We start from the raw sequence: 20,475 nt of genomic DNA, 5'->3' as shown, positions 1-20,475 counted from the left end.
CCGCCACGCTGCGAACGTGTGGGGGTGAGTGCCCCGACGCGCAGGCTCGCGATGGCCCTGCCGGTCATCCTGACGGTCGTGATCGCGGCCGTCATCGGCGTGCTCGTCGTGGTGCAGGACCAGCGGCAGTCGCAGCAGGTCGACGAGGCCGAGACGACCGCGTTGGACTACCTGGCCGACGTCCAGCAGTTCAGGACCTCGGTCATCGCCAAGGTCGAGGCCGCCGACGCCACGGATCCGGGCGGTCTCAGCACCGTGATCGACCGGGCGATCGCTGACCCGCCGCGCCTCGCCGACGCGCCGGCCTACGGGCGGGAGCACTCACCGTCGTACGCCGAGGCCCTGCAGACCGAGGCGACCGTGCTGCGTCCCTTCAAGCGGCTCAGCGCCACCCTGCGCAGGGCCGACGTGGCGCTCGACTTCATCGTCGCGGCCCGCAAGGTGCTGGAGCTGCGGGCGACCGACTACGTCGGCTACGGCTTCATCACCACGAGCTCACGGGTCCGCAACGAGCTGATCCCGGCGTTCGTGCGTGCTCGCGACGCGTTCGATCGGGTCCGCGTCCCCAAGGGGCAGGAGGATCTGGCCCAGGAGGTGCGCGACGCCGCGCAGTACGTCGTCGACCAGGCAACCCTGCTCGCCGACCGCATCGAGAGCCGTCAGTCGTTCTCCTTCAGCTACGCCGAGGAGTTCTTGGCGGTCGCCGAGGCCGTCGACGACTACGCAACGGTGGTCAAGGGCGACGTCGCCGAGGCGATCGCCGAGGTCACCGCCGACACCGGGGCGGGCCGGCCCTGACGCTGCTGTTCAGCGGGCGGACCTCGTCATGGGGGTGTGCAGGATGCCGGCCTCGACGAAGTCGTCGCCGGTGCGCACGTAGCCGAACGACTCGTACCACCGCTCGAGATGGGCCTGCGCGTTGAGCTGCAGCTCGCCGTCACCCCACAGGCGGGCCACCTCCGCCATCAGGCGGCCCGACAGGCCATGGCCACGCTGGTCCTTGCGGGTGCAGACGCGGCCGATGTGCCGCACACCGTCCGGGCCCACGTAGACCCTCAGGTAGCTCGTCGGCCCGTCGGCGTCCGCGAGCCAGAGGTGGGTCGTGGCGGCCAGCAGGTCGCGTCCGTCGACGTCCTCCTCGTCGACGTGCTGCTCGACGGCGAAGACCGCGTCGCGGATCTTCCAGATGTCGTAGACGTCCTGGGCGGTCAGCTCGTCGCCGGCGACGGTGCGGATGGTCATGCGCCCAGCCTAGGAGGCGCCTTCGCGCATGATGTCCGGCGGACGAGAGGAGTGACCCATGGAGCCGTCAGGGCAAGGCTCGTCACCTGGGTAACGGCCCGCCCGGGTTCGGGGACGGAGCGCGCGGCGAGCCCTAGCGGGTGCTCACGCAGGTGTTGCAGGTGCCGAAGATCTCCAGCGTGTGCGCGACGTCCTGGAAGCCGTTCTCCTCGGCGATCTTGTCGGCCCAGCGCTCGACCGTGGGTCCCTCGACCTCGACGGTACGTCCGCAGGAGCGGCAGACAAGGTGGTGGTGGTGCCCCGCGCTGCACTGGCGGTAGAGGACCTCGCCGTCGTCGTTGCGGAGCGCGTCGACCTCCGCCGCGTCGGCGAGCACCTGGAGACTGCGGTAGACCGTCGAGAGCCCGACGGACTCGCCGCGGCGCTTGAGGATGTCGTGGATCTCCTGAGCGCTGGCGAAGCCGTCCAGGTCCTCGAGGATCGCGACGACGGCGCGACGCTGGCGGGTGTTGCGGGGTGCTTCGACCATCAGATGTCTCCTCGTGCGAAATCTACTGGATGACGCCGGCTGCGCAGGCGTCTCGTCGTGGTCGCGAGCAACGCCGCCACCGCGAACACTGTGAGTGCGAGGAGGACGATCGTCGGACCGGGCTGGGTGTCGATCTCATAGCTCGACACGACGCCGCCCAGCGCGGCGAACAGCCCGATCGCCATGGCGGCGGCATGCGTCGCGCGGAAGCTGCGGGTCAGCTGCTGGGCCGCCGCGACGGGCACGACCATCAACGCCGACACCAGCAGCAGCCCGACGGTGCGCATCGCGACGGTGATGGTCACGGCCGCGAGAACCGCGATGAGGATGCTGTAGACGCGCACCGGCACGCCACTGACCCGAGCGTGCTCCTCGTCCTGGCACAGCGCGAACAGCTGTGGCGAGAGCCCGACGGCGAGGGCGATCACGATGACCGCGAGGATCGCGACGACCGTCAGGTCCCCGTCCGAGATGGTCGTGATCGAGCCGAACAGGTAGTTGTTGAGCACCGACGCGCTCTCGTCGGCCAGGTCGGTGAGCAGCACGCCGCCGGCGAGGCCGCCGTAGAACAGGATCGCGAGCGCGACGTCTCCGCTCGTCCGGCCGAACATGCGCAGGAGCTCGATGACCACGGCGCCGAGGACGGCCACGACGACCGCCGTCAGGACCGGGGCGACGCCGGTCAGCAGGCCGAGCGCGACGCCCGTCAGGGCCACGTGGCCGATGCCGTCGCCCAGCAGGGCGAGGCGACGCTGGACGAGGAACGTCCCGATCGCGGGCGCGGCCAGGCCGGTGAACACCGCGGCGACCAGCGCCCGCCGCATGAAGTCGTAGTCGAGAAGCTCGATCATCGCCACACGCCTTCGCCGGTCAAGCCTTCGGGCGTCGGGGGCACGCCGTGCGTGTGCACGTGCGCATGGTCCTCGCCGACGACGCCTTCGCACGGCCCCTCGTACGCGACCTCGCCGTCGCGCAGCACGACGGCCCGGTCGATCAACGGGCGCAGCGGGCCGAGCTCGTGGGCGACGAGCAGCACCGAGGAGCCCTCGTGCACGAGTCCGCCGAGCAGCTCCGCGAGGGACTCCTGGTTGTCGTGATCGACCCCCGCGGTGGGCTCGTCCATCACGAGCAGCTCGGCCTCGGACGCCAGGGCCCGCGCGATCAGGACACGCTGCTGCTGACCGCCGGAGAGCTCGCTGAGGGACGATCTCGTACGGTCCGGCAGCCCGACGCGGGCGATCGCGCCGTCGACGGCGGCGGCGTCGGCCTTGTTGCTCCATCCGAAGAGCCTGCGGTGGGCCAGGCGGCCGCTCATCACGACCTCGTGCACCGTCGCGGGCACGCCGGCGACGGCGCGCGAGCGCTGGGGGACGTAGCCGATGCGGTGCCGGTCGTGGAAGCGGTCGAGGGGCGTGCCGAAGAGCTCGACGGTGCCGGCGCTCCTCGGGATCAGCCCAGTGGCCGCGCGGACGAACGTCGACTTGCCGGAACCGTTGGCGCCGAGCAGCGCCACGAACTCACCCGCCGACACGTCGAGGTCGACCTGTCGCAGGACAGGTCGACCATCGAGTGCCACGCTCACGCCGCGAGCCTTCAGCGGCTGTTGTGGATCGGTCGTCATGTGCAGGAGTTCGCCTCTTTCAGGGTCTCGAGGTTCTTGCGCATGAGCGTCAGGTAGGTCTGGCCCTTGGTGTCGTCCGACAGTCCCTCGATGGGGTCGAGCGTAGCGGTCGTCGCTCCGGTCTCCTTGGCGATCGTGTCGGCGATCGCGGGGCTGACCAGCTCCTCGGTGAAGATCGTGCTGATCTTGTCCTTGCGGACGAGGTCCGTGATGTCGGCGAGCTGCGACGGAGAGGGCTCGTTGGCCGGATCGAGGCCCGCGATCGGCACCTGCGTCAGGTCGTAGCGGGCGGCGAGGTACTGGAATGCCGCGTGGCTCGTGACGATCGTGCGGGTCCGGCAGCTCTCGAGCCCGGTCTCGAACTCGGTGCCGAGCTTCTCGAGCTCGGACGTGAGCTGGGCGGCGTTGGCGGCGTAGTCGGAGGCGTGATCGGGGTCGGCTGCCGAGAGCTTGGACTCGACGGCCTTGGTCACCGCGATCATGTTGTCCGGGTCGAGCCAGGTGTGGGGGTCCTCCTCGCCGTGGTCGTGCCCCTCCTCGCCGTGGTCGTGGCCGTCCTCGGCACCCTCCTGGAGCGGCTTGAGCTCGACGATCGAGGCCACGTCGATGGTGTCGTCCTTCGATCGGTCGGCCTGCTCCACGGCGTCGTCGACAGCGGCCTGGAAGTGCTCCTCGTAGACCAGGAGGTCGGCGTTCTGCACCTCGCCGACCTGCTTGGGCTTGAGCTCGAGGTCGTGCGGCTCGACGCCGGGGGACGTGAGGTTCTCGACTTCGACGTGGGTGCCCCCGACCTGCTCGGCGACGAACGCGAACGGGTAGAACGACGCGACGACCGTCGTCGTGTCGTCACCCTTCGCCGAGCTGCCACACGCGGCAAGGAGGAGGACGAGCGGCAGGGCGCCGAGCAGGGCGAGAGGCTTCTTCATGAGAACGATTCTCAAGTAGTTGGGAATGGTTGTCAACTGAGGTGCGGCCGGACGGACGTGACGTGGGTCACGGTACGATGAGCGGGCACCACGCACTCACCCATCACTCGGATCGTCCGGCACGTACCTGCCGGTGAAGGGATACATCAGCATGTCATCAGTCACGTTCGACAAAGCCACCCGCGTCTTCACGGGTCAGGACCGCCCGGCGGTCAACCAGCTCGACCTCCACGTCGAGGACGGCGAGTTCCTCGTCCTCGTGGGACCGTCCGGCTGCGGCAAGTCCACCTCCCTGCGCATGTTGGCCGGGCTCGAGGAGGTCGACGAGGGGCGACTCCTCATCGGTGAGGAGGACGTCACCGATCTGCCGCCCAAGGCCCGCGACATCGCGATGGTCTTCCAGAACTACGCGCTCTACCCGCACATGACGGTCGCCGAGAACATGGGCTTCGCCCTCAAGATCGCCGGTGCCGACAAGGCCGACATCAGCAAGCGGGTCGCCGAGGCGGCCGCGATGCTCGACATCACGGAGTACCTCGACCGCAAGCCCAAGGCCCTGTCCGGTGGTCAGCGCCAGCGGGTCGCCATGGGGCGCGCCATCGTGCGATCGCCGCGGGTGTTCCTGATGGACGAGCCGCTGTCCAACCTCGACGCCAAGCTGCGCGTCCAGACGCGCACGCAGATCGCGCAGCTGCAGCGCCGGCTCGGCACCACGACCGTCTACGTGACGCACGACCAGGTCGAGGCCATGACGATGGGCGACCGTGTCGCGGTGCTCAAGGACGGCGTGCTCCAGCAGTGCGCAGCGCCGCGCGAGATGTACGACAAGCCGGCGAACCTGTTCGTGGCGGGCTTCATGGGCTCGCCCAGCATGAACCTGATGGAGCTGGCGGTCGTCGACGGCGGGGTGCGGTTTGGTGACCTTGTCGTCCCGGTGGCCCGCGACACCCTCGCGGACGCCGACGCCACGAGCGTGACCCTCGGCATCCGCCCCGAGAACCTCGTGATCAGCGACAGTGGGCTCAAGCTCGAGGTCGACGTCGTGGAGGAGCTGGGCGCGGACGCCTACGTCTACGGGCGCACCGACGTGGGTGGCTCCGAGCGGACCATCGTGGCGCGAGCCGACTGGCGCAGGCCGCCGGCCAAGGGCGAGACGATCTTCCTGGCGCCCGACGATCCCGCCGGCGTGCATGTCTTCGCGACCGACTCGGGCCGCCGGCTCGGCTGACGCCTGACGTCCTTGGGCCGGTCGAGGGGATGCCCTCTCGACCGGCTCGAGGACCGGTACGTCAGAAGCGCTGCCAGGCTGGCTTGTTGTCCCAGGCCTCGCGGTAGTAGTCGGCGAGCTGCAGCCCGGTGGCCGCGGCTTCGTCGACGACGACCGTGGCCCTCGGGTGGAGCTGCAGGATCGAGGCCGGGCAGAATGCGGACACCGGCCCCTCGACCGCGGTGGCCACGGCCGGGGCCTTGCCCTCGCCCGTCGCGATGAGCACCAGGTGCCCGGCGTCGAGGATCGTGCCGAGCCCCTGGGTCAGCACGTGCCGGGGGACCTCGTCGATCGAGTCGAAGAACCGGGCGTTGTCGGCGCGTGTCTGCCGGGTCAGGGTCTTGACACGGGTCCGGGAAGCCAGCGAGGAGCCCGGCTCGTTGAAGCCGAGGTGTCCGTCGGTGCCGATGCCGAGCAGCTGGACGTCGACGCCACCGGCCTCGGAGATCGCCGCCTCGTAGCGCGCGGCCTCGGCGGGGATGTCGTCGGCCTCACCGTCGGGGCTGTCGACCTGTTCCAGCCCGGCCTCGTCGGTGAACTCGCGGCGGATGACGGAGTGGTACGACTCGGGGTGCGAGCGGGGCAGGCCGACGTACTCGTCGAGCAGGAACGCGCGGCATCCGGAGAGGTCCAGCGAGCCGGCGCTGCGGCGGCGGACCAGCTCACGGTAGGCCGGCAACGGCGAGGAGCCGGTCGCGAGGCCCAGCACGGCTCCCGGACGTACGTGCGTCGCGACGATGTCGGCGACGAGCACGCCGGCGGCGTCGCGGTCCTCGACGATCACCACTTCCACGAGCGAGCCCCCTCATCTCCGGCACCCAACAGCGCGGCGCCCAGTGCACCGGCCGGATGTCCGGCCGGCAACCACCGTACGCGGTCGGCTATGCCGGCGAGCCGGCCCAACGAGGTGTTCTCGTCGGCGCGGAGCCGGGCCAGGATCGCGTCGCGGAGGGCGGGGGTCGCCGAGACGACGCCGCCGGTCACGAGCACGCACGCCACGTCGACGCTGTAGACGAGGATGCTGATGGCCTGGGCGATGCCGGAGGTCAGCTCGTCACGGATCCGGATGGCCTCGGCATCGCCGGACTCCGCGGCGTCGAACAGCGCCGCCGCGGTGCCGGCCCACTGCCGCCGCAGGCCGCTGCCCGAGGCGTACAGCTCGAGGCACCCGCGTCGGCCGCAGGGACAGAGCGGCCCGGTCGGGTCGTGCACCAGGTGGCCGATCTCGCCGGCCATGCCCCGCGAGCCGTGGCGCAGCCGACCGTCGAGCAGCAGCCCGGCGGCGATGCCGGTCCCGACGTTGAGCAGCGCCAGGTCGTGGACGTCGAAGCCCTGGTCGCGCAGCCACTGCAGGCCGCCGAGCGTCGCTGCCTTCACGTCGTTCTCCACCGTGGTCGTGACGCCACCTGCGCCGAGCGAGACGGCTGCGGCGAGGTCGAGAGGTTCGCCGTCGAGGCCCAGGTTGACCGCGTGGGTCACCGCTCCGCCGTGGACGACGCCGGGCACACCGAGCCCGATGCTGATGATCTCGGCGTCGGCAGGCAGGGAGGCCCGCAGCGCGGCGACCATCTCGAGGGCGCCGCCGACCACCCCGTCGGCTCCCTTGCGCGTCAGGTGGGTGGTCTCGACCACGAGGTCGTGCGGCTCGGCGGCGGTCACGGCGATGCCGTGGACCGTGGTGCCGCCGATGTCGAGGCCGAGACGGATCTTCATCGGTCTCCTCGCAGGGTGGTGGCCAGCGCATCGGTGAGCACGGCGGCGGACCCGTACGTGCACACGACGTGGTCGAGGTCGTCGAGGGCTGGGTCGGGCCAGCCCAGCTCCACCAGGACCGCGCGGTCGTTGGCGGCCAGCTGGCGCCGGATCCAGTTCCACGCACGAGGCTCCGACGTCGCGCGCCGGACGACGATCGCGACGTCGCCGTCGAGCAACGGTGTCCGGTCGAGGTCCTCGAGCGTCAGGTCCACGACGTCACCACCAAGATCGAGCCGACCCCAGCGCGTCTCGCCGACCGCGAGGTTGGTGCCGGTGTCGATGCGGACGACGGTCGCGGGTCCGGCGAACGAGGGCGCGTCCGCCACGAGCGCGGCGGCGATCTCGCGGGAGGCCTGCCGTGCCGCGGCGATGACGTCGTCCGCGTCGTCGCGCACCGTCAGGTCGCTCCAGGTCGTCCGCAGCGCGTCGACGCGCTTGGCCGCCTCGGTGAGGCGGTCCAGCGGCAGGTCTCCTGAGTCCACCGCGCGGCAGACCGCGTCGACGGCCAGCGCGAGCGTGCCCGGTGACTCGATGTGCTCGGGGCCGAGGCACAGCAGGTCGGCACCGGCTGCGAGCGCCAGCACCGCGGCGCCGCCGATGCCGTGCTCGGCACTGGCACCGGCCATGTCCAGAGCATCGGTGACGATGACCCCGCCGAACCCCAGCTCGTCGCGCAGCAGCCCGGTGAGGACGGCGCGGCTCAGCGTGGCGGGCTCCTGGTCGTCGAACGCCTCCAGCAGCACGTGGGAGGTCATGATCGTCGCCGCGTCGTCCGCGGCGGCGATGAACGGCACGAGCTCGCGGTCGCGGATCACCTCGGCACCGACGCTGACGCGGGGGAGACCGAGGTGCGAGTCCGCACTGGTGTCGCCGTGACCCGGAAAGTGCTTGACGGAGGCCGCGACGCCTTGCGAGGCGAGCCCCTCGACGTACGCGGCGGTGTGCCGGGCGACCCGTGCGGGGTCGGCCCCGAAGCTGCGGGTCCCGATCACGGGGTTGCGCGGGTCGCTGTTGATGTCGGCGCTCGGGGCGAGGTCGAGCCAGACCCCGGCGCGGGCCAGCTCGGCGCCGATCCCGGCGGCGACCGCCCTCGTCGCGGCCACGTCGTCGTGGGCGCCGAGAGCGGCGTTGCCCGGATGGGGGCTGCCCGCGTGAGCGTGAAGGCGGGTCACGTCGCCGCCCTCCTCGTCCAGGGCGAGCACCGCGGTGGGGTCGAGACGCCGCACCGATCGCGCGAGGTCGGCGAGGTCGGACCCCGGCGCCATGTTGTTGCCGTAGAGACAGATCCCGGCGAGCCCCTGCGCGTACGCCGTGGGCAGCCAGTCCGGCACCACGGGGCCGGCGAAGGCGCCGAGCATGACGCCGTGCGCGAGTCGTCGGACGTCGGCCGTGCCGTCGCTCATCCCTTGACCGCCCCGCCGACCATGCCTGAGGTCATCCGGTTCTGCACGATCATGAACAAGATGATGACGGGTGCGGCGACCAGGGTGGCGCCGGCCATCACGGCCGGCCAGTCGACCGCCTCGTTGGAGACGTCCGTCAGCCCCTTGAGCCACAGCGGCAGCGTGCGGTTGGACGGATCCATGACCACGACGGCAAGGGTGTACTCGTTCCAGGCCTGCAGGAAGCCATAGACGCTGCTGGCGACGAGGCCGGGTGCGAGCAGGGGGAACGTGATCGTGAAGAACGCCCGGGTGCGGCTGCAGCCGTCGGTCATCGCCGCCTCCTCGAGGTCGATCGGGATCCCGTCGGCGAAGCCTCGCAGCATCCAGATCGTGAACGGCAGGATCAGCGCCGTGTAGAGCAGGCCGAGCCCCATGACGCTGTTGAGCAGGCCCCAGTCGTTGAGCATCTTGTACTGCGAGATGAACAGCGCCTCGGGCGGGATCATCTGGATCGCGAGCACCGTGAAGATGAAGGACCGGCGACCGCGGAACCGGAACCGCGAGATCGCGACGGCCGCGACGAAGCCGCACAGCACTGCCGCGACGATCGCGAGCAGCGTGACGGTGAGGCTGAGCTTGAGCGAGTCGACGAACGAGTCGTCGAAGACGCGGCCGAAGCCCGACGCGCTGAAGTCCGGCAGGAACGAGGGGTTGGGGGAGCGGAGCGCCTCGACCGGCTGGAAGGCGCTGTTCATGATCCAGTAGACGGGGAAGGCCCAGATCAGGGCCAGGACGATCGCGAGGACGCCCCACATGCGGGCTCTGGCGTTCACCGGGGTTCCTCCTTGAGCAGGGACCGCACGTAGCGGAAGGTCAGGGCGAGCGTCAGGACCAGGACGAACATGGCCATGGCCGAGGCCGAGCCGTAGTCGTTCTGCCCGATGCCGAGCGCGTAGATGTAGGTGCCGAGCAGATGGGTCTCGCTCGGGGTGCCGCCGACGTTCTGCAGGAAGTTGATCTGCGCGAAGACCCGCAGGTCCCACACGAGCTGCAGCAGCATCACAATCGTGAGGACGGGCCTGATCGTGGGATAGATGATGTGGCGGAACCGCTGGATCGCCGAGGCGCCGTCGAGGTGGCTCGCCTCGAGCGTCTCCTCGGACACCTGGGTCAGCGCCGCGTACGCCGTGAAGGCGACGAACGGCACGCTCATCCAGATGATGATGACGCTCGCGACGAAGAAGAACGAGAGCGGATCGATCAGCCAGTTGTGGTCGTCGAAGCCGGCGAGGCCGATCTTGCGGAGCGACCAGTTGACGAGGCCGTAGCGGGTGTCGAACAGCCACTGCCACGCCGTCATCGCGGCGATGACCGGCATGGCCCAGGCCAGCAGCATGCTGACCTGCAGCACCAGGCGTGGGACGGTCGACACCCGCTTCATGAGCACCGCGACGAGGACGCCGAGGACCATCGTGATGGAGGCGTTGACGACGCAGAAGACCAGCGAGCGCGCGATGACGGTCCACATCGTGCGGTCGGTGACGAGGTCGCGGTAGTTGTCGAGGCCGACCCACGGTGCGGGCTGGCCGAACTGCTGCGCACGGCCGAACTCGTGGAACGACAGCAGGAGCTGCCGGCCCAGGGGATAGGCCATGCCGATGATGACGACCAGGATGGCCGGGACGAGCAGGGCGTACGGTGCGGCCTTGCGCCTGAGACGGGTGCTGCTCATGGGTCCCTCCCTTCCATGGTCCTGACGCACGCGCTGAGCCTGACGTCTCTGCTGGGGTCCCTCGGCGTGTTGCCGCAGAAACGTCAGGCTCAGCGGGTCGGTGCGTTACTTGTTGAGTGCTGCGTTGAGCTTGTCGTCGGTGGCCTTGGCCGTCGCTGCGACGTCCTCGCCACTGGCGATCTTGCCGAAGAACTCCTCCATGATGCTGGCGCTCTCGACCGACGCCCACTCCGGCGACGCCGGGGTCAGCTTGGAGTTGCTGGCGGCCGCGACGGCGGCCTTGGCGAACTCGTCGTCACCCATGAGGCTGGTGAAGCTGTCGTTGGCCGGTCCGAGGCCGTTCTTGGCCAGCTGCTGCTGGAACTCATCGCTGTAGATCAGCTTGAGCAGGTCGAACGACAGGTCCTGGTTCTTGGACTTGGCCGAGATGCCCAGGTTGGAGCCGCCGGCGAACACCGGTGCAGCGCCGCCGTCGACGCCTGGGAGGGCGAAGCCGCCGAGGTCCTTGGCCCGCTTCTCGTCCACGCTCCAGCGGGCCCAGCTCGGGGCCATGAACATGGCGGCCTCGCCGTTGTTGAACGCCGTCCACGGCTCGGCGTCCTTGCCGTCCTTGGGTGCCGTGGTCGCCTTCTCGTAGAGACCCTGGAGCTCCGTGAGGCCCTTGACGCTCTCGGGGGACGAGAGGGTCGCGACCCACTTGCCGTCTTCCTGCTTGGCGATGTCCCCGCCGTTGGCGAAGATCCAGCTGATGCCGTTGCGCCAGTCCTGGCCGGGGAGCCAGAAGCCGGAGTACTTCGCGTCACCATCGGCCCGGAGCTTCGACGCCGCCTGCGTGAAGTCGTCGAGCGTCGTCGGCACCTCGATGCCGGCGTCCTTGAACGCCTTCTTGCTGTAGAAGATGTAGCGCGAGCCCCAGTAGTAGGGGACCGCGGAGACCTTTCCGTCGTACGTGCCGGCCTCGACGAAGCTCTTGGGCCCGATGTCGTCGCCGAGCTCGTCCAGCTTGTCCGTCAGGTCGGTGAACGCACCGACACTCGTGAAGGTCGCGGCCTGCGTGTTGCCGACCTCGACGACGTCCGGCGTCTTGTCGCTCTGCAGGGCGGTGTTGAGGCGGGGGATGAGCTCACCCCAGTCGATGTGCTGGACCTTGAGGTTCTTGCCCTTGTGCTGCGCCTCGAACTCCTTGACGAGCCAGTCCTCGACCTTCTTGGGCGTGTCCTCCTTGCCGGCCAGCCACAGGGTGACGGTGTCGGAGCCGCCCTCTGACTCGCCGCCGTCGCTGCTGCCGCCACAGGCGGCGAGTGCGGTCAGCGCGAGGGCGGAGGCCGCCGTCGCTGCCGCGATCTTGGTGAGCTTCATGGATTGTCCTCTTTCGAATCGTTCTGGTCGTACGTGGGGGAGTTCGGTCGGTCGAGCGGTCGAGGCAGTCACACCACCCCTAGCTCGCGATAGCGCACGAGCGCAGCTGCGCCCGTGAGCACGAGCTCGTCGTCCAGCGGGGCCAGTCGGATCTGGACGCGCTGGGCGACGAAGGGCAGGGTCTGGTGGGCGAGGGCGCTGCGGACGGCGTCCAGCAGCGGGCCCTCGAGCAGCTCGGCCGGCCCGTAGAGCACGACGTCGGCGATGCCGAGCGTCGTGACGACCGGCGTCAGCACCGAGGCGAGCTTCGTGCCGACCTCAGCACGAGCGGCGTCACTGTCGAGCGTACGAAGGGCGGGTGCGGCGAGGAACGTCTCGAGGCAGCCGCGGTTGCCGCAGGCGCACTGCCTGCCGTCGGGGTCGACCACGACGTGACCGATCTCGCCGGCCGACTGCAGGGGACCGGAGAGGGCTCGGCCGTCGATCATGACGCCGCCGCCGACACCTTGGCCGATCGTGAGGAGCAGCAGGCCGCCGTCGTCCCCGGCGCCGAAGGCGCTCTCGGCGACCGCCGCGACGTTGGCGTCGTTGCCGGCGTGGACCGGGAGCCCGATCGCCCGGGAGAGCTCGCCGGAGAGGTCGAGCTCGGTCCAGCCGAGGTTGGGGGCCAGGACCACGGTGCCGTCGGCATCGACGATGCCCGGCGTGCCGATGCCGACGCCCAGGATGCGCCGGTCGGTCAAGCCTTGGAGCCGGACGGCCAGGTCGGCGATCACCGAGAGGTCGTCGCCCTTGACGAACGGGACCTGCTCCCGCGCCAGGACGTTGCCGTCGAGGTCGACGACGCCGCCCAGGAGCACGCCGTCGGCGGACAGGTCGAGCGCGATCGTGACGGGTGCTTTGCCCGAGAGGCCCACCAAGGTGGCCGGCTTGCCCATGTGGGTGCCCGGACGCGTGCCCAGCTCACTGACGAATCCCTCGTCGATGAGCTCGGCGACGAGGTCGGAGATCGTGACGCGGGTCAGTGACGTCTCGCGAGCCAGGTCGGCGCGGCTGCGGGCACCGTCGTCGACCAGCTGCTGCAGGATCAGCGCGCGGTGGTGCCGGCGGGTGTCCGCCGGGCGGACCTTGCCCACCGGACGTCGACCGGCAGTGGGGCGGCGGGCCTCGTTGATCTGCGTCACATAGTTAATAAAGCGTACTAACAAACTCGGGGTCAAGGGATTCCGGGAAGATTTGTGCGAATGGGCCGACTCCGCCCGCCGCGGGGCAGCAGCAGGCCGCCGACTAAAGTGGGGCGGACCCCCGGGCGTACGTCATCACGATGAGGTGCACAGGCCCGCCGACACCCAGCCGGATTGGAATCACCCCATGGCATCGACCGTCGACAACGTCATCAGCCTCAGCAAGCGCCGCGGCTTCGTCTACCAGTGCGGGGAGATCTACGGCGGCACCAAGTCCGCGTGGGACTACGGCCCGCTGGGCGTCGAGCTCAAGGACAACATCAAGCGGCAGTGGTGGCGTTCGATGGTGCAGGGCCGCGACGACGTCGTGGGGCTCGACTCGTCGGTCATCCTGCCGACCGCGGTCTGGCAGGCGTCGGGCCACCTCGCGGCCTTCGTCGACCCTTTGGTCGAGTGCCGGCACTGCCACAACCGCTTCCGCCAGGACCACCTCCAGGAGGCGTACGCCGAGAAGAAGGGCATCGACGACCCCGACACCGTCACGATGGACCTGATCGCGTGCTCCAACTGCGGCACACGCGGCGAGTGGACCGAGCCGCGGATGTTCAACGGCCTGCTCAAGACCTACCTCGGCCCGGTCGAGTCCGAGGAGGGCCTGCACTACCTGCGACCCGAGACGGCCCAGGGCATCTTCGTCAACTTCGGCCAGGTCATGACCACCTCGCGCAAGAAGCCGCCGTTCGGCATCGGCCAGATCGGCAAGAGCTTTCGCAACGAGATCACGCCGGGCAACTTCATCTTCCGCACCCGCGAGTTCGAGCAGATGGAGCTGGAGTTCTTCGTCGAGCCGGGCACGGACGAGGAGTGGCACGAGACGTGGATCCAGACCCGCATGGACTGGTACACCGGCCTGGGCATCGATCCGGAGAACCTGCGGCTCTACGAGCACGCGGCCGAGAAGCTCTCGCACTACTCCAAGCGCACCGTCGACATCGAGTACCGGTTCGAGTTCGCCGGCTCGACGTGGGGTGAGCTCGAGGGCATCGCCAACCGCACCGACTTCGACCTCAAGACGCACAGCGAGCACTCCGGCAAGGACCTGCAGTTCTTCGACCAGGCCAACAACGAGCGCTGGACTCCGTACGTCATCGAGCCGGCAGCGGGCGTCAACCGCTCGATGATGGCGTTCCTGATCGACGCGTACGTCGAGGAGGAGGTGCCCAACGCCAAGGGCGGCACCGACAAGCGCACCGTGCTGAAGCTCGACAAGCGCCTCGCCCCCGTCAAGGCCGCGGTGCTGCCGCTGTCGCGCAACGAGGAGCTGTCGCCCAAGGCCCGGGCGCTCGCGGCCGAGCTGCGGGGATTCTGGAACGTCGACTTCGACGACGCGCAGGCGATCGGCAAGCGCTACCGCCGGCAGGACGAGATCGGCACACCGTACTGCATCACCGTCGACTTCGAGACGCTCGACGACCAGGCCGTGACGATCCGCGAGCGCGACTCGATGACGCAGGAGCGCATCGCGCTGGACCAGGTCACGTCCTGGTTGGCGGCGCGCCTGCCGGGCTGCTGATCCGGGCGTGCGCGACAATCGGCGCGTGAAGCAATCCAGGATCGTCGCTGCTGTCGGCGCGCTCGTGCTCGTCGCCGGGTGCTCCGGCTCCTCGGACGACAAGAAGTCCGACGAGGTGCCGGTGCCCAAGGGGCTCGAGGTACCCGAGGGCGTCACGCTCACCAAGGGCGGCACGACGCTGACCGAGGACAAGCCGGCGAGCGTGGTCTACCAGGTCGGCGACAAGGCGGCCAGCGTGATCACGGTGACCGTCTCGTCCGTCCGCAAGGGCTCGATCAAGCGTGACTTCACGTTCTTCTCGCTCGACGAGGACACCAAGTCGTCCTCGCCCTTTTACGTCGACGTGACGGTCAAGAACGAGGGTCCGGCCGGCCTCGGCGGAGCGGCGTTGCCGATCTTCGCGCACGACTCGAGCAACACCAACCTGCCGGCCAACGACATCGTCGGCACCTTCAAGCCGTGCCGCAACTCGACTCTGCCCAAGAGCTTCCTGCCCGGCGCCACGGCCAAGCTGTGCCTCGTCTACCTCGTGCCGAAGGGCAAGGCCCTCCAGTCGGTCGACCTGCAGACCGGGTCGACCAAGGACGCCATCACCTGGACCCCGTAGCCCCGACCCCAGAGCGGTGACCTGGACGCGTACTCACCGCTCGAGGGCTTGCGGGCGGCCTGAGACAATGGGCGCATGTCCACCGCCACGTTGCCGCGCACCCTTCGGCTGGGAGCCCTCGAGGTCCCCAACCCGGTCGTGCTCGCCCCGATGGCGGGCGTGACCAACGCTGCGTTCCGGCAGCTCTGCGCCGAGCAGGGTGCCGGCCTGTACGTCTGCGAGATGATCACGTCGCGTGGGATCGTTGAGGGCGACAGGACGAGCCTGGCGATGCTGACGTTCGCGGCCAACGAGACGGTCCGATCGGTGCAGCTCTACGGCGTCGACCCGCACACGATCGGCCGCGCCGTCGAGATCCTGTGCGCCGACCACGGCGTCGACCACGTCGACCTCAACTTCGGCTGCCCGGTCCCCAAGGTGACCCGCAAGGGCGGCGGTGCGGCGCTGCCCTGGAAGGACACGCTGCTCGGCGAGATCCTCGAGGCCTCGGTCAAGGCCGCCGGCCCGTACGGCGTGCCGGTGACGATGAAGACCCGCAAGGGCATCGACGACGAGCACCTGACCTACCTCGACGCCGGGCGCATCGCGCAGGACACCGGCTGTGCCGCGATCGCGCTGCACGGGCGCACCGCGGTGCAGCACTACTCGGGGCGCGCCGACTGGGACTCGATCGCCGAGCTCAAGGCCGCCGTCGACATCCCCGTGCTCGGCAACGGTGACATCTGGGAGGCCGCCGACGCGATCCGCATGGTCGAGCAGACCGGTTGCGACGGCGTCGTCGTGGGGCGCGGCTGCCTGGGCCGGCCGTGGTTGTTCCGCGACCTCGCCGCGGCGTTCGCCCGCGAGCAGGTCGTGGAGCTTCCGGCCCTGGGCGAGGTCGCCGGCGTCATGCGCCGGCACGCAGAGCTGCTGGGCGACCTGATGGGCGAGGAGCGAGGCTGCATCGAGTTCCGCAAGCACATCGCGTGGTACCTCAAGGGCTTCGCCGCGGGCAAGGACGTCCGCAGCCGACTGGGTATGGTGTCGTCGTACGCGGATCTCGACGAGCTGCTCGGCCGGCTCGACCCGGCCGAGCCCTACCCGGTGCACGAGCTCGGCACCCCCCGCGGCCGGCAGGGCACGCCCAAGAAGGTGTCGGTCCCGGACGGCTGGCTCGACTCGCGCGACCTGGTCACGCCGATGGACCCGCTCGCCGAGGACGCCACCTCGGGCGGCTGACGCACCGAGATTTGGACGGGCATGCACCACCGCGTGCAGACGGGTGGTGCACCAGGATCCACATCTGGGTCGTTGGGTCAGGTGCGGGCGGCCCGGGCCCGCTCGAGCTGCGCCAGCACGACGCGTCGGGCGTCGCGCTCGTCGAGGTTGCGACCGTCGGCGTCGACCGGGCCCTGCGGCGTGTGCACCTCGATCGTCGCGAGACGCCTCCGGCGCTGCAGAGGACCTTGCCGCAGCTCGACGGACTGCGTCTTGTGGTGCGGCACGATGCTGGTGGTGCGCTCGATCCAGCCCTCGCGGGCGACGAACGCACGCTCGTCGGCGCCGACCCAGCGATAGCGCCAGCCGATCGGGGCGAAGGCACGCGAGCGCGCGGGTGCGGTGGTGCGTTGCACGTCGTCGACGGCTGACCCCGGGACGAGCTCGGCGATCACCGCGTCCGCCAGGACCCGGTCGGCGATCGGCAGCAGGATGGAGGAGGACTCGACGCCCTCGTCGTCGCCGGTGTGCGCCGCATAGCCCGCGACGTCGACCTCGAGGCGCAGCCAGCCGAACCGCCGCCAGACGTACGGCTCCTTGATCGCGACGCCCTGCACCCGCGCGAACGGGATCGTCTGCGACGTGCGGGACAGCAGTCCGCGCTCGATCCGCAAGCCGCCCTGGCCGCGCGACAGGGTGAAGTCCCACTGCTGCAGGATCCGCTTGGCGATGATCTGGGCGAGCCAGGTCCCCAGCGGGACGATGCCGCCGAGCGCGACGACGAGCTGCCCGTACCAGATCGCCCCGATCACCAGGACGACCGAGCCGGTGGCCGCGAACAGGAAGTCGAGCGACAGCACCGTGCCGATCATGACGCGTTCGGGCGGGACCGTCGTGATGACCGTGCGCTGCTCCTCGCCCGCACCGTCCTCGCCCGACTCGCCATGGGCACGCGTGAGCAGCACGCGGCGCAGGTCACGGGCATCGGCGAGGGTCAGGAACCGCAGCGACGTGCGCGAGTCCTTGCCCCCGGCCATCTCGATGCGGAGCTCGGCGAGGCCGAACACGCGCGCCACCAAGGGCTCGGCGATGTCGACGGACTGGAGCCGTTCGTACGGGATGCGGCGCGACGACTTCGTGACGACGCCGCTGTTGATACGCAGCTCGTCGCCGTCGATGACGTAGCGGGTGAACAGCCAGCCCAGGCAGCCGAAGACCATGCCGAAGACCAGGCCGCCACCGATCGAGATCGCCAAGCTCAGCAGGGGGTTCATGTCGCCCCAACCGTCACCCGTGAAGATCGAGCTGACCAGGCCCACGGACGCCGCCGCGGCCCAGCGCGTGCCTTGGACGATCGACGTCAGCGGATGGGTGCGGGAGCCGGCCGCCTCGGGCGGCGGGTCAGAGTCCGGCGCCATGTGCCTCACCGAGCTCGGTCAGCCGGTTGCGCAGTCGGGTCGCCTCGGCGGACGGGAGTCCCGGTATGTCTGCCGCGGTCTCGGCGCTGGCGGTGTGCAGCGTGACGGTCGCGACGCCGTACGCCCGGGCCAAGGGGCCGGCCTGGACGTCCACGAACTGCATCCGGCCGTAGGGGATCGCGACGAGCCGCTTGAACATCACGCCGCTGGTCACCAGCAGGTCGTCGTCGTTCTCGGCGTAGCCCCAGCTGCGCTGGTTGCGGCCGGCCCAGATCCAGCCCCACACGACGGCGGCCCCGGCCACCGCGAGGCACAGCGCGCCGATCCACCACAGGTCGGGCAGCAGGACCAGCAGGGCGACGCCGACGAGCGCCACGACGACTGACGGGATGGCGATCCGGATGCGGCGGATCGTGGCCAGCTTCGGCGAGACACGCTGCCAGTCTCCCGACGGGGGAGTGAAGAGATCGTCCACGTCGCGACCATACGCGGAGCGCCCGCCGTGCGGGTGCACGACGGGCGCTCCGGACGGGTCAGGCCTTCGGCGGTGCCGAGGTGCTCGGCGCCGACGTGGAGTCGCCGCTCATCTCCTGGTCGATCAGCGCAGCCGCGCCGCCGTCGTCGACCTCGTCGTCACGGCCGGGCGTCTTGAGGTTCCACCACCGGATCACGGCCCGGAAGAGGAAGTAGTAGACGACCGCGTAGCCGAGGCCGATGACGATCAGGAGACCGGGCTTCTCCGCGATGTTCCAGTTGAGCAGGAAGTCGAACAGGCCTGCCGAGAACCCGAAGCCGTCACGGATGTCCAACGCGTTGGTCAGGGCGATCGAGGTCCCGGTCAACACCGCGTGGATCACGTAGAGCGGGAACGCGACGAACATGAACGAGAACTCGAGGGGCTCGGTGACACCGGTCAGGAAGCTCGTCAGCGCGGCGCCGATCATGATGCCGCCGATGGCCTTCTTGTGGACGGGCTTGGCCTCCTGCCAGATCGCCAGTGCGGCGGCCGGGAGGGCGAACATCATGATCGGGAAGAACCCGGTCTGGAACGCACCGGCAGTCGGGTCGCCCGCGAGGAAGCGGGGGATGTCGCCGGTGACGACGCCGGTGGCGCCTTCGTACGAGCCGAAGAGGAACCATGGTCCGGAGTTGAGGATGTGGTGCAGGCCGAGGGGGACCAGGAGCCGGTTGAGCGTTCCGTAGACGAACCCGCCGATGACATCGTTGTCGGCGACCCAGTCGGACACGTTGGTCAGGCCGGTGTTGAACGCGGGGTAGACCAGGGTCATGAGCACCGCGAGGATGATGGCCGCGAAGGCCGTCATCATCGGGACGAAGCGACGGCCGCCGAAGAACGCGAGGTAGTCCGGCAGCTTGATGCGGTAGTAGCGCTGCCACAGGAAGGCAGCGGTCAGGCCGATCACGATGCCGCCGAGGACGCCGTAGCCCTTGTCGACCGCGCCTTGGTTGCTCTCGTCGACCGTCATGACCATCGGGACGGTGACCTTGTAGACCGCGTTGAACACGAGGTAGCCGACGACGGCGGCGAGGGCCGTCGACCCGTCGGCCTTCTTGGCCATGCCGATGGCCACGCCGAGGGCGAAGATCAACGGCAGGTTGTCGAAGATGGCACCGCCCGCTGCGCCGATGACGGCGGCGGGCTTGTCCCAGCCGAGGCCGTCCGCGCCGAGCAGGTCCGGCTGCCCGAGCCGCAGCAGCAGCGCCGCCACGGGCAGCGAGGCGATCGGCAGCATGAGGCTGCGGCCGAACTTCTGGATCGGAGCGAGGTTGAAGCCTCGTCGTCCGGCGGATATCGCGGTCATGTTCATTCCCATCGTGTTGGTGGTGCTTCGGACTCAGCGGGCGGAAGGGCCTCGTTGCAGGCCCATCGACAACTGGTAGCGATCGCCGCGGTAGCGGCTGATGGTCTGCTCGACGGGTCCCTCGCTGGAGGACCCGACGCGATCGAAGGCCATGACCGGAGCGGTCTCGGCCACCTCGAGGAGGTGCGCGTACGTGGGCCCGGCCTGCTCGGCCCACGTGGTCTGGTGTGCGTCGGTGATGACGACGCCGTACGTCGACTCGAGGACTGCGTAGATCGAGCCGTTGAGGTCCTCGTCGCCAAGTGCCGGGAAGACGGCCTCGGGGTACCAGCTGATCTCGTGCGCCATGGGCTCGTCGTCGGCAAGGCGCAGACGCTCGATCTCCCACAGCCGGTCGCCCGGGGTCAGGCCGAGCGCCTTGGCGGTGACCTCGCCCGCGGTCACGACTGCGCACGCGAGCACCTCGGTGCTGGGGCGGTGGCCGCGCTGGCGCATGTCCTGCGTGAACGAGGCGAGGTGCAGGTTGCTCTCGACCCGGGGGCGGGTGACGACGGTCCCGCGGCCCGGCACGGTGGTGAGCCGCCCCTCGTTGACGAGGCTGCTGATGGCAGCGCGGACCGTGGCCCGGCTGACGTCGTAGCGGACCGTCAGGTCGCGCTCGGACGGGATCATCGCGCCCGGCTGGAGCTCCTCGTCGATCGTCCGGAGGAGGGCAGCACGGAGCTGAGCATGCTTGGGAAGCAGGCTGTCGTTCAGCACGCGAGAACCCCCTCGACGACCATCCGAACCGCTGGTACGATCCGGTACGTACCAGTGAGGATGGCCGGGAATGCCCTGGCATGTCAACCCCTCCGACG

At 69.8% G+C, this 20,475-nt stretch carries 21 protein-coding genes; 5 read left to right on the top strand and 16 right to left on the bottom strand.

What is annotated here, in order from left to right:
- Positions 1-24: 24 nt before the first annotated feature.
- Entirely contained in the window at positions 25-798 is a 774-nt protein-coding gene (locus AB0N22_RS07185) for a hypothetical protein (RefSeq protein ID WP_364637596.1), read from the top strand.
- Positions 799-807: 9 nt separating this feature from the next.
- Here the strand turns inward: AB0N22_RS07185 and AB0N22_RS07180 are convergent, their stop codons facing one another.
- The 5 genes from AB0N22_RS07180 to AB0N22_RS07160 all read right to left on the bottom strand — a co-directional run bounded on the left by AB0N22_RS07180 (position 808) and on the right by AB0N22_RS07160 (position 4,318).
- The gene (locus tag AB0N22_RS07180; protein WP_364637594.1) at positions 808-1,242 is read right to left on the bottom strand and encodes a GNAT family N-acetyltransferase; all 435 of its coding nucleotides are present in this window, start codon (positions 1,240-1,242) and stop codon (positions 808-810) included.
- 133 nt (positions 1,243-1,375) lie between these two features.
- Positions 1,376-1,771: a transcriptional repressor gene (locus AB0N22_RS07175; protein WP_364637592.1), complete on the bottom strand. Its 396-nt coding sequence runs from the start codon at positions 1,769-1,771 to the stop codon at positions 1,376-1,378.
- Positions 1,771-2,622 (bottom strand): metal ABC transporter permease, encoded by an 852-nt coding sequence (locus AB0N22_RS07170; RefSeq protein ID WP_364637590.1) that lies wholly within the window; start codon positions 2,620-2,622, stop codon positions 1,771-1,773. The genes AB0N22_RS07175 and AB0N22_RS07170 overlap by 1 nt, the downstream gene beginning before the upstream one ends.
- Positions 2,619-3,353, bottom strand: a complete 735-nt coding sequence (locus AB0N22_RS07165) for a metal ABC transporter ATP-binding protein (protein WP_364637588.1) — start codon at positions 3,351-3,353, stop codon at positions 2,619-2,621. Before AB0N22_RS07165 ends, AB0N22_RS07170 begins: the two co-directional genes overlap by 4 nt.
- Before the next feature lie 35 nt (positions 3,354-3,388).
- A complete protein-coding gene (locus tag AB0N22_RS07160) occupies positions 3,389-4,318 on the bottom strand; it encodes a metal ABC transporter substrate-binding protein (RefSeq protein ID WP_364637586.1) in 930 nt (309 codons plus the stop codon).
- A gap of 151 nt (positions 4,319-4,469) precedes the next feature.
- Between AB0N22_RS07160 and ugpC the strand changes: the two genes are divergently transcribed.
- Positions 4,470-5,546: a sn-glycerol-3-phosphate ABC transporter ATP-binding protein UgpC gene (ugpC, locus tag AB0N22_RS07155; RefSeq protein WP_364637584.1), complete on the top strand. Its 1,077-nt coding sequence runs from the start codon at positions 4,470-4,472 to the stop codon at positions 5,544-5,546.
- Between the two features lie 61 nt (positions 5,547-5,607).
- Here the strand turns inward: ugpC and nagB are convergent, their stop codons facing one another.
- The 7 genes from nagB to AB0N22_RS07120 all read right to left on the bottom strand — a co-directional run bounded on the left by nagB (position 5,608) and on the right by AB0N22_RS07120 (position 13,000).
- Entirely contained in the window at positions 5,608-6,378 is a 771-nt protein-coding gene (gene nagB, locus AB0N22_RS07150) for a glucosamine-6-phosphate deaminase (RefSeq protein ID WP_364637582.1), read from the bottom strand.
- A complete protein-coding gene (locus tag AB0N22_RS07145) occupies positions 6,366-7,298 on the bottom strand; it encodes an ROK family protein (RefSeq protein ID WP_364637580.1) in 933 nt (310 codons plus the stop codon). The genes nagB and AB0N22_RS07145 overlap by 13 nt, the downstream gene beginning before the upstream one ends.
- Entirely contained in the window at positions 7,295-8,743 is a 1,449-nt protein-coding gene (locus AB0N22_RS07140; RefSeq protein ID WP_364637578.1) for a glycoside hydrolase family 3 N-terminal domain-containing protein, read from the bottom strand. Before AB0N22_RS07140 ends, AB0N22_RS07145 begins: the two co-directional genes overlap by 4 nt.
- Positions 8,740-9,558: a carbohydrate ABC transporter permease gene (locus AB0N22_RS07135; protein ID WP_364637576.1), complete on the bottom strand. Its 819-nt coding sequence runs from the start codon at positions 9,556-9,558 to the stop codon at positions 8,740-8,742. Before AB0N22_RS07135 ends, AB0N22_RS07140 begins: the two co-directional genes overlap by 4 nt.
- Positions 9,555-10,457, bottom strand: coding sequence for a sugar ABC transporter permease (locus AB0N22_RS07130; protein ID WP_364637574.1), 903 nt, complete (start codon positions 10,455-10,457; stop codon positions 9,555-9,557). The genes AB0N22_RS07135 and AB0N22_RS07130 overlap by 4 nt, the downstream gene beginning before the upstream one ends.
- Positions 10,458-10,562: 105 nt before the next feature.
- Positions 10,563-11,816 (bottom strand): extracellular solute-binding protein, encoded by a 1,254-nt coding sequence (locus AB0N22_RS07125; protein ID WP_364637572.1) that lies wholly within the window; start codon positions 11,814-11,816, stop codon positions 10,563-10,565.
- Positions 11,817-11,884: 68 nt separating this feature from the next.
- Positions 11,885-13,000, bottom strand: coding sequence for an ROK family transcriptional regulator (locus AB0N22_RS07120; protein ID WP_364637570.1), 1,116 nt, complete (start codon positions 12,998-13,000; stop codon positions 11,885-11,887).
- Positions 13,001-13,187: 187 nt separating this feature from the next.
- Between AB0N22_RS07120 and AB0N22_RS07115 the strand changes: the two genes are divergently transcribed.
- From AB0N22_RS07115 to dusB, 3 genes are all read left to right on the top strand, one after another.
- Complete coding sequence (locus tag AB0N22_RS07115) at positions 13,188-14,573, top strand: glycine--tRNA ligase (protein ID WP_364637568.1); 1,386 nt, start codon at positions 13,188-13,190, stop codon at positions 14,571-14,573.
- Positions 14,574-14,598: 25 nt separating this feature from the next.
- A complete protein-coding gene (locus AB0N22_RS07110; RefSeq protein ID WP_364637566.1) occupies positions 14,599-15,180 on the top strand; it encodes a hypothetical protein in 582 nt (193 codons plus the stop codon).
- Between the two features lie 75 nt (positions 15,181-15,255).
- Positions 15,256-16,398, top strand: a complete 1,143-nt coding sequence (gene dusB, locus AB0N22_RS07105) for a tRNA dihydrouridine synthase DusB (RefSeq protein ID WP_364637564.1) — start codon at positions 15,256-15,258, stop codon at positions 16,396-16,398.
- A gap of 77 nt (positions 16,399-16,475) precedes the next feature.
- Here dusB and AB0N22_RS07100 read toward each other — a convergent pair whose 3' ends face one another.
- From AB0N22_RS07100 to AB0N22_RS07085, 4 genes are read right to left on the bottom strand one after another with little or no spacing between them, the layout of a single operon-like run.
- Positions 16,476-17,795, bottom strand: coding sequence for a PH domain-containing protein (locus AB0N22_RS07100; RefSeq protein ID WP_364637562.1), 1,320 nt, complete (start codon positions 17,793-17,795; stop codon positions 16,476-16,478).
- Positions 17,779-18,270: a PH domain-containing protein gene (locus AB0N22_RS07095; protein WP_364637560.1), complete on the bottom strand. Its 492-nt coding sequence runs from the start codon at positions 18,268-18,270 to the stop codon at positions 17,779-17,781. Before AB0N22_RS07095 ends, AB0N22_RS07100 begins: the two co-directional genes overlap by 17 nt.
- Before the next feature lie 58 nt (positions 18,271-18,328).
- Positions 18,329-19,624: a PTS transporter subunit EIIC gene (locus AB0N22_RS07090; protein WP_364637558.1), complete on the bottom strand. Its 1,296-nt coding sequence runs from the start codon at positions 19,622-19,624 to the stop codon at positions 18,329-18,331.
- A gap of 27 nt (positions 19,625-19,651) precedes the next feature.
- Positions 19,652-20,377, bottom strand: a complete 726-nt coding sequence (locus tag AB0N22_RS07085; protein ID WP_364637556.1) for a GntR family transcriptional regulator — start codon at positions 20,375-20,377, stop codon at positions 19,652-19,654.
- Positions 20,378-20,475 lie beyond the last annotated feature (98 nt).

Origin of the sequence: Aeromicrobium sp. NPDC092404, from assembly GCF_040684095.1 — a bacterium.
In the GTDB taxonomy this organism is placed as follows: Bacteria; Actinomycetota; Actinomycetes; order Propionibacteriales; family Nocardioidaceae; genus Aeromicrobium.
Note: the sequence above shows the minus strand (reverse complement) of the source record. Positions and strands in the feature narration are given on the sequence as shown.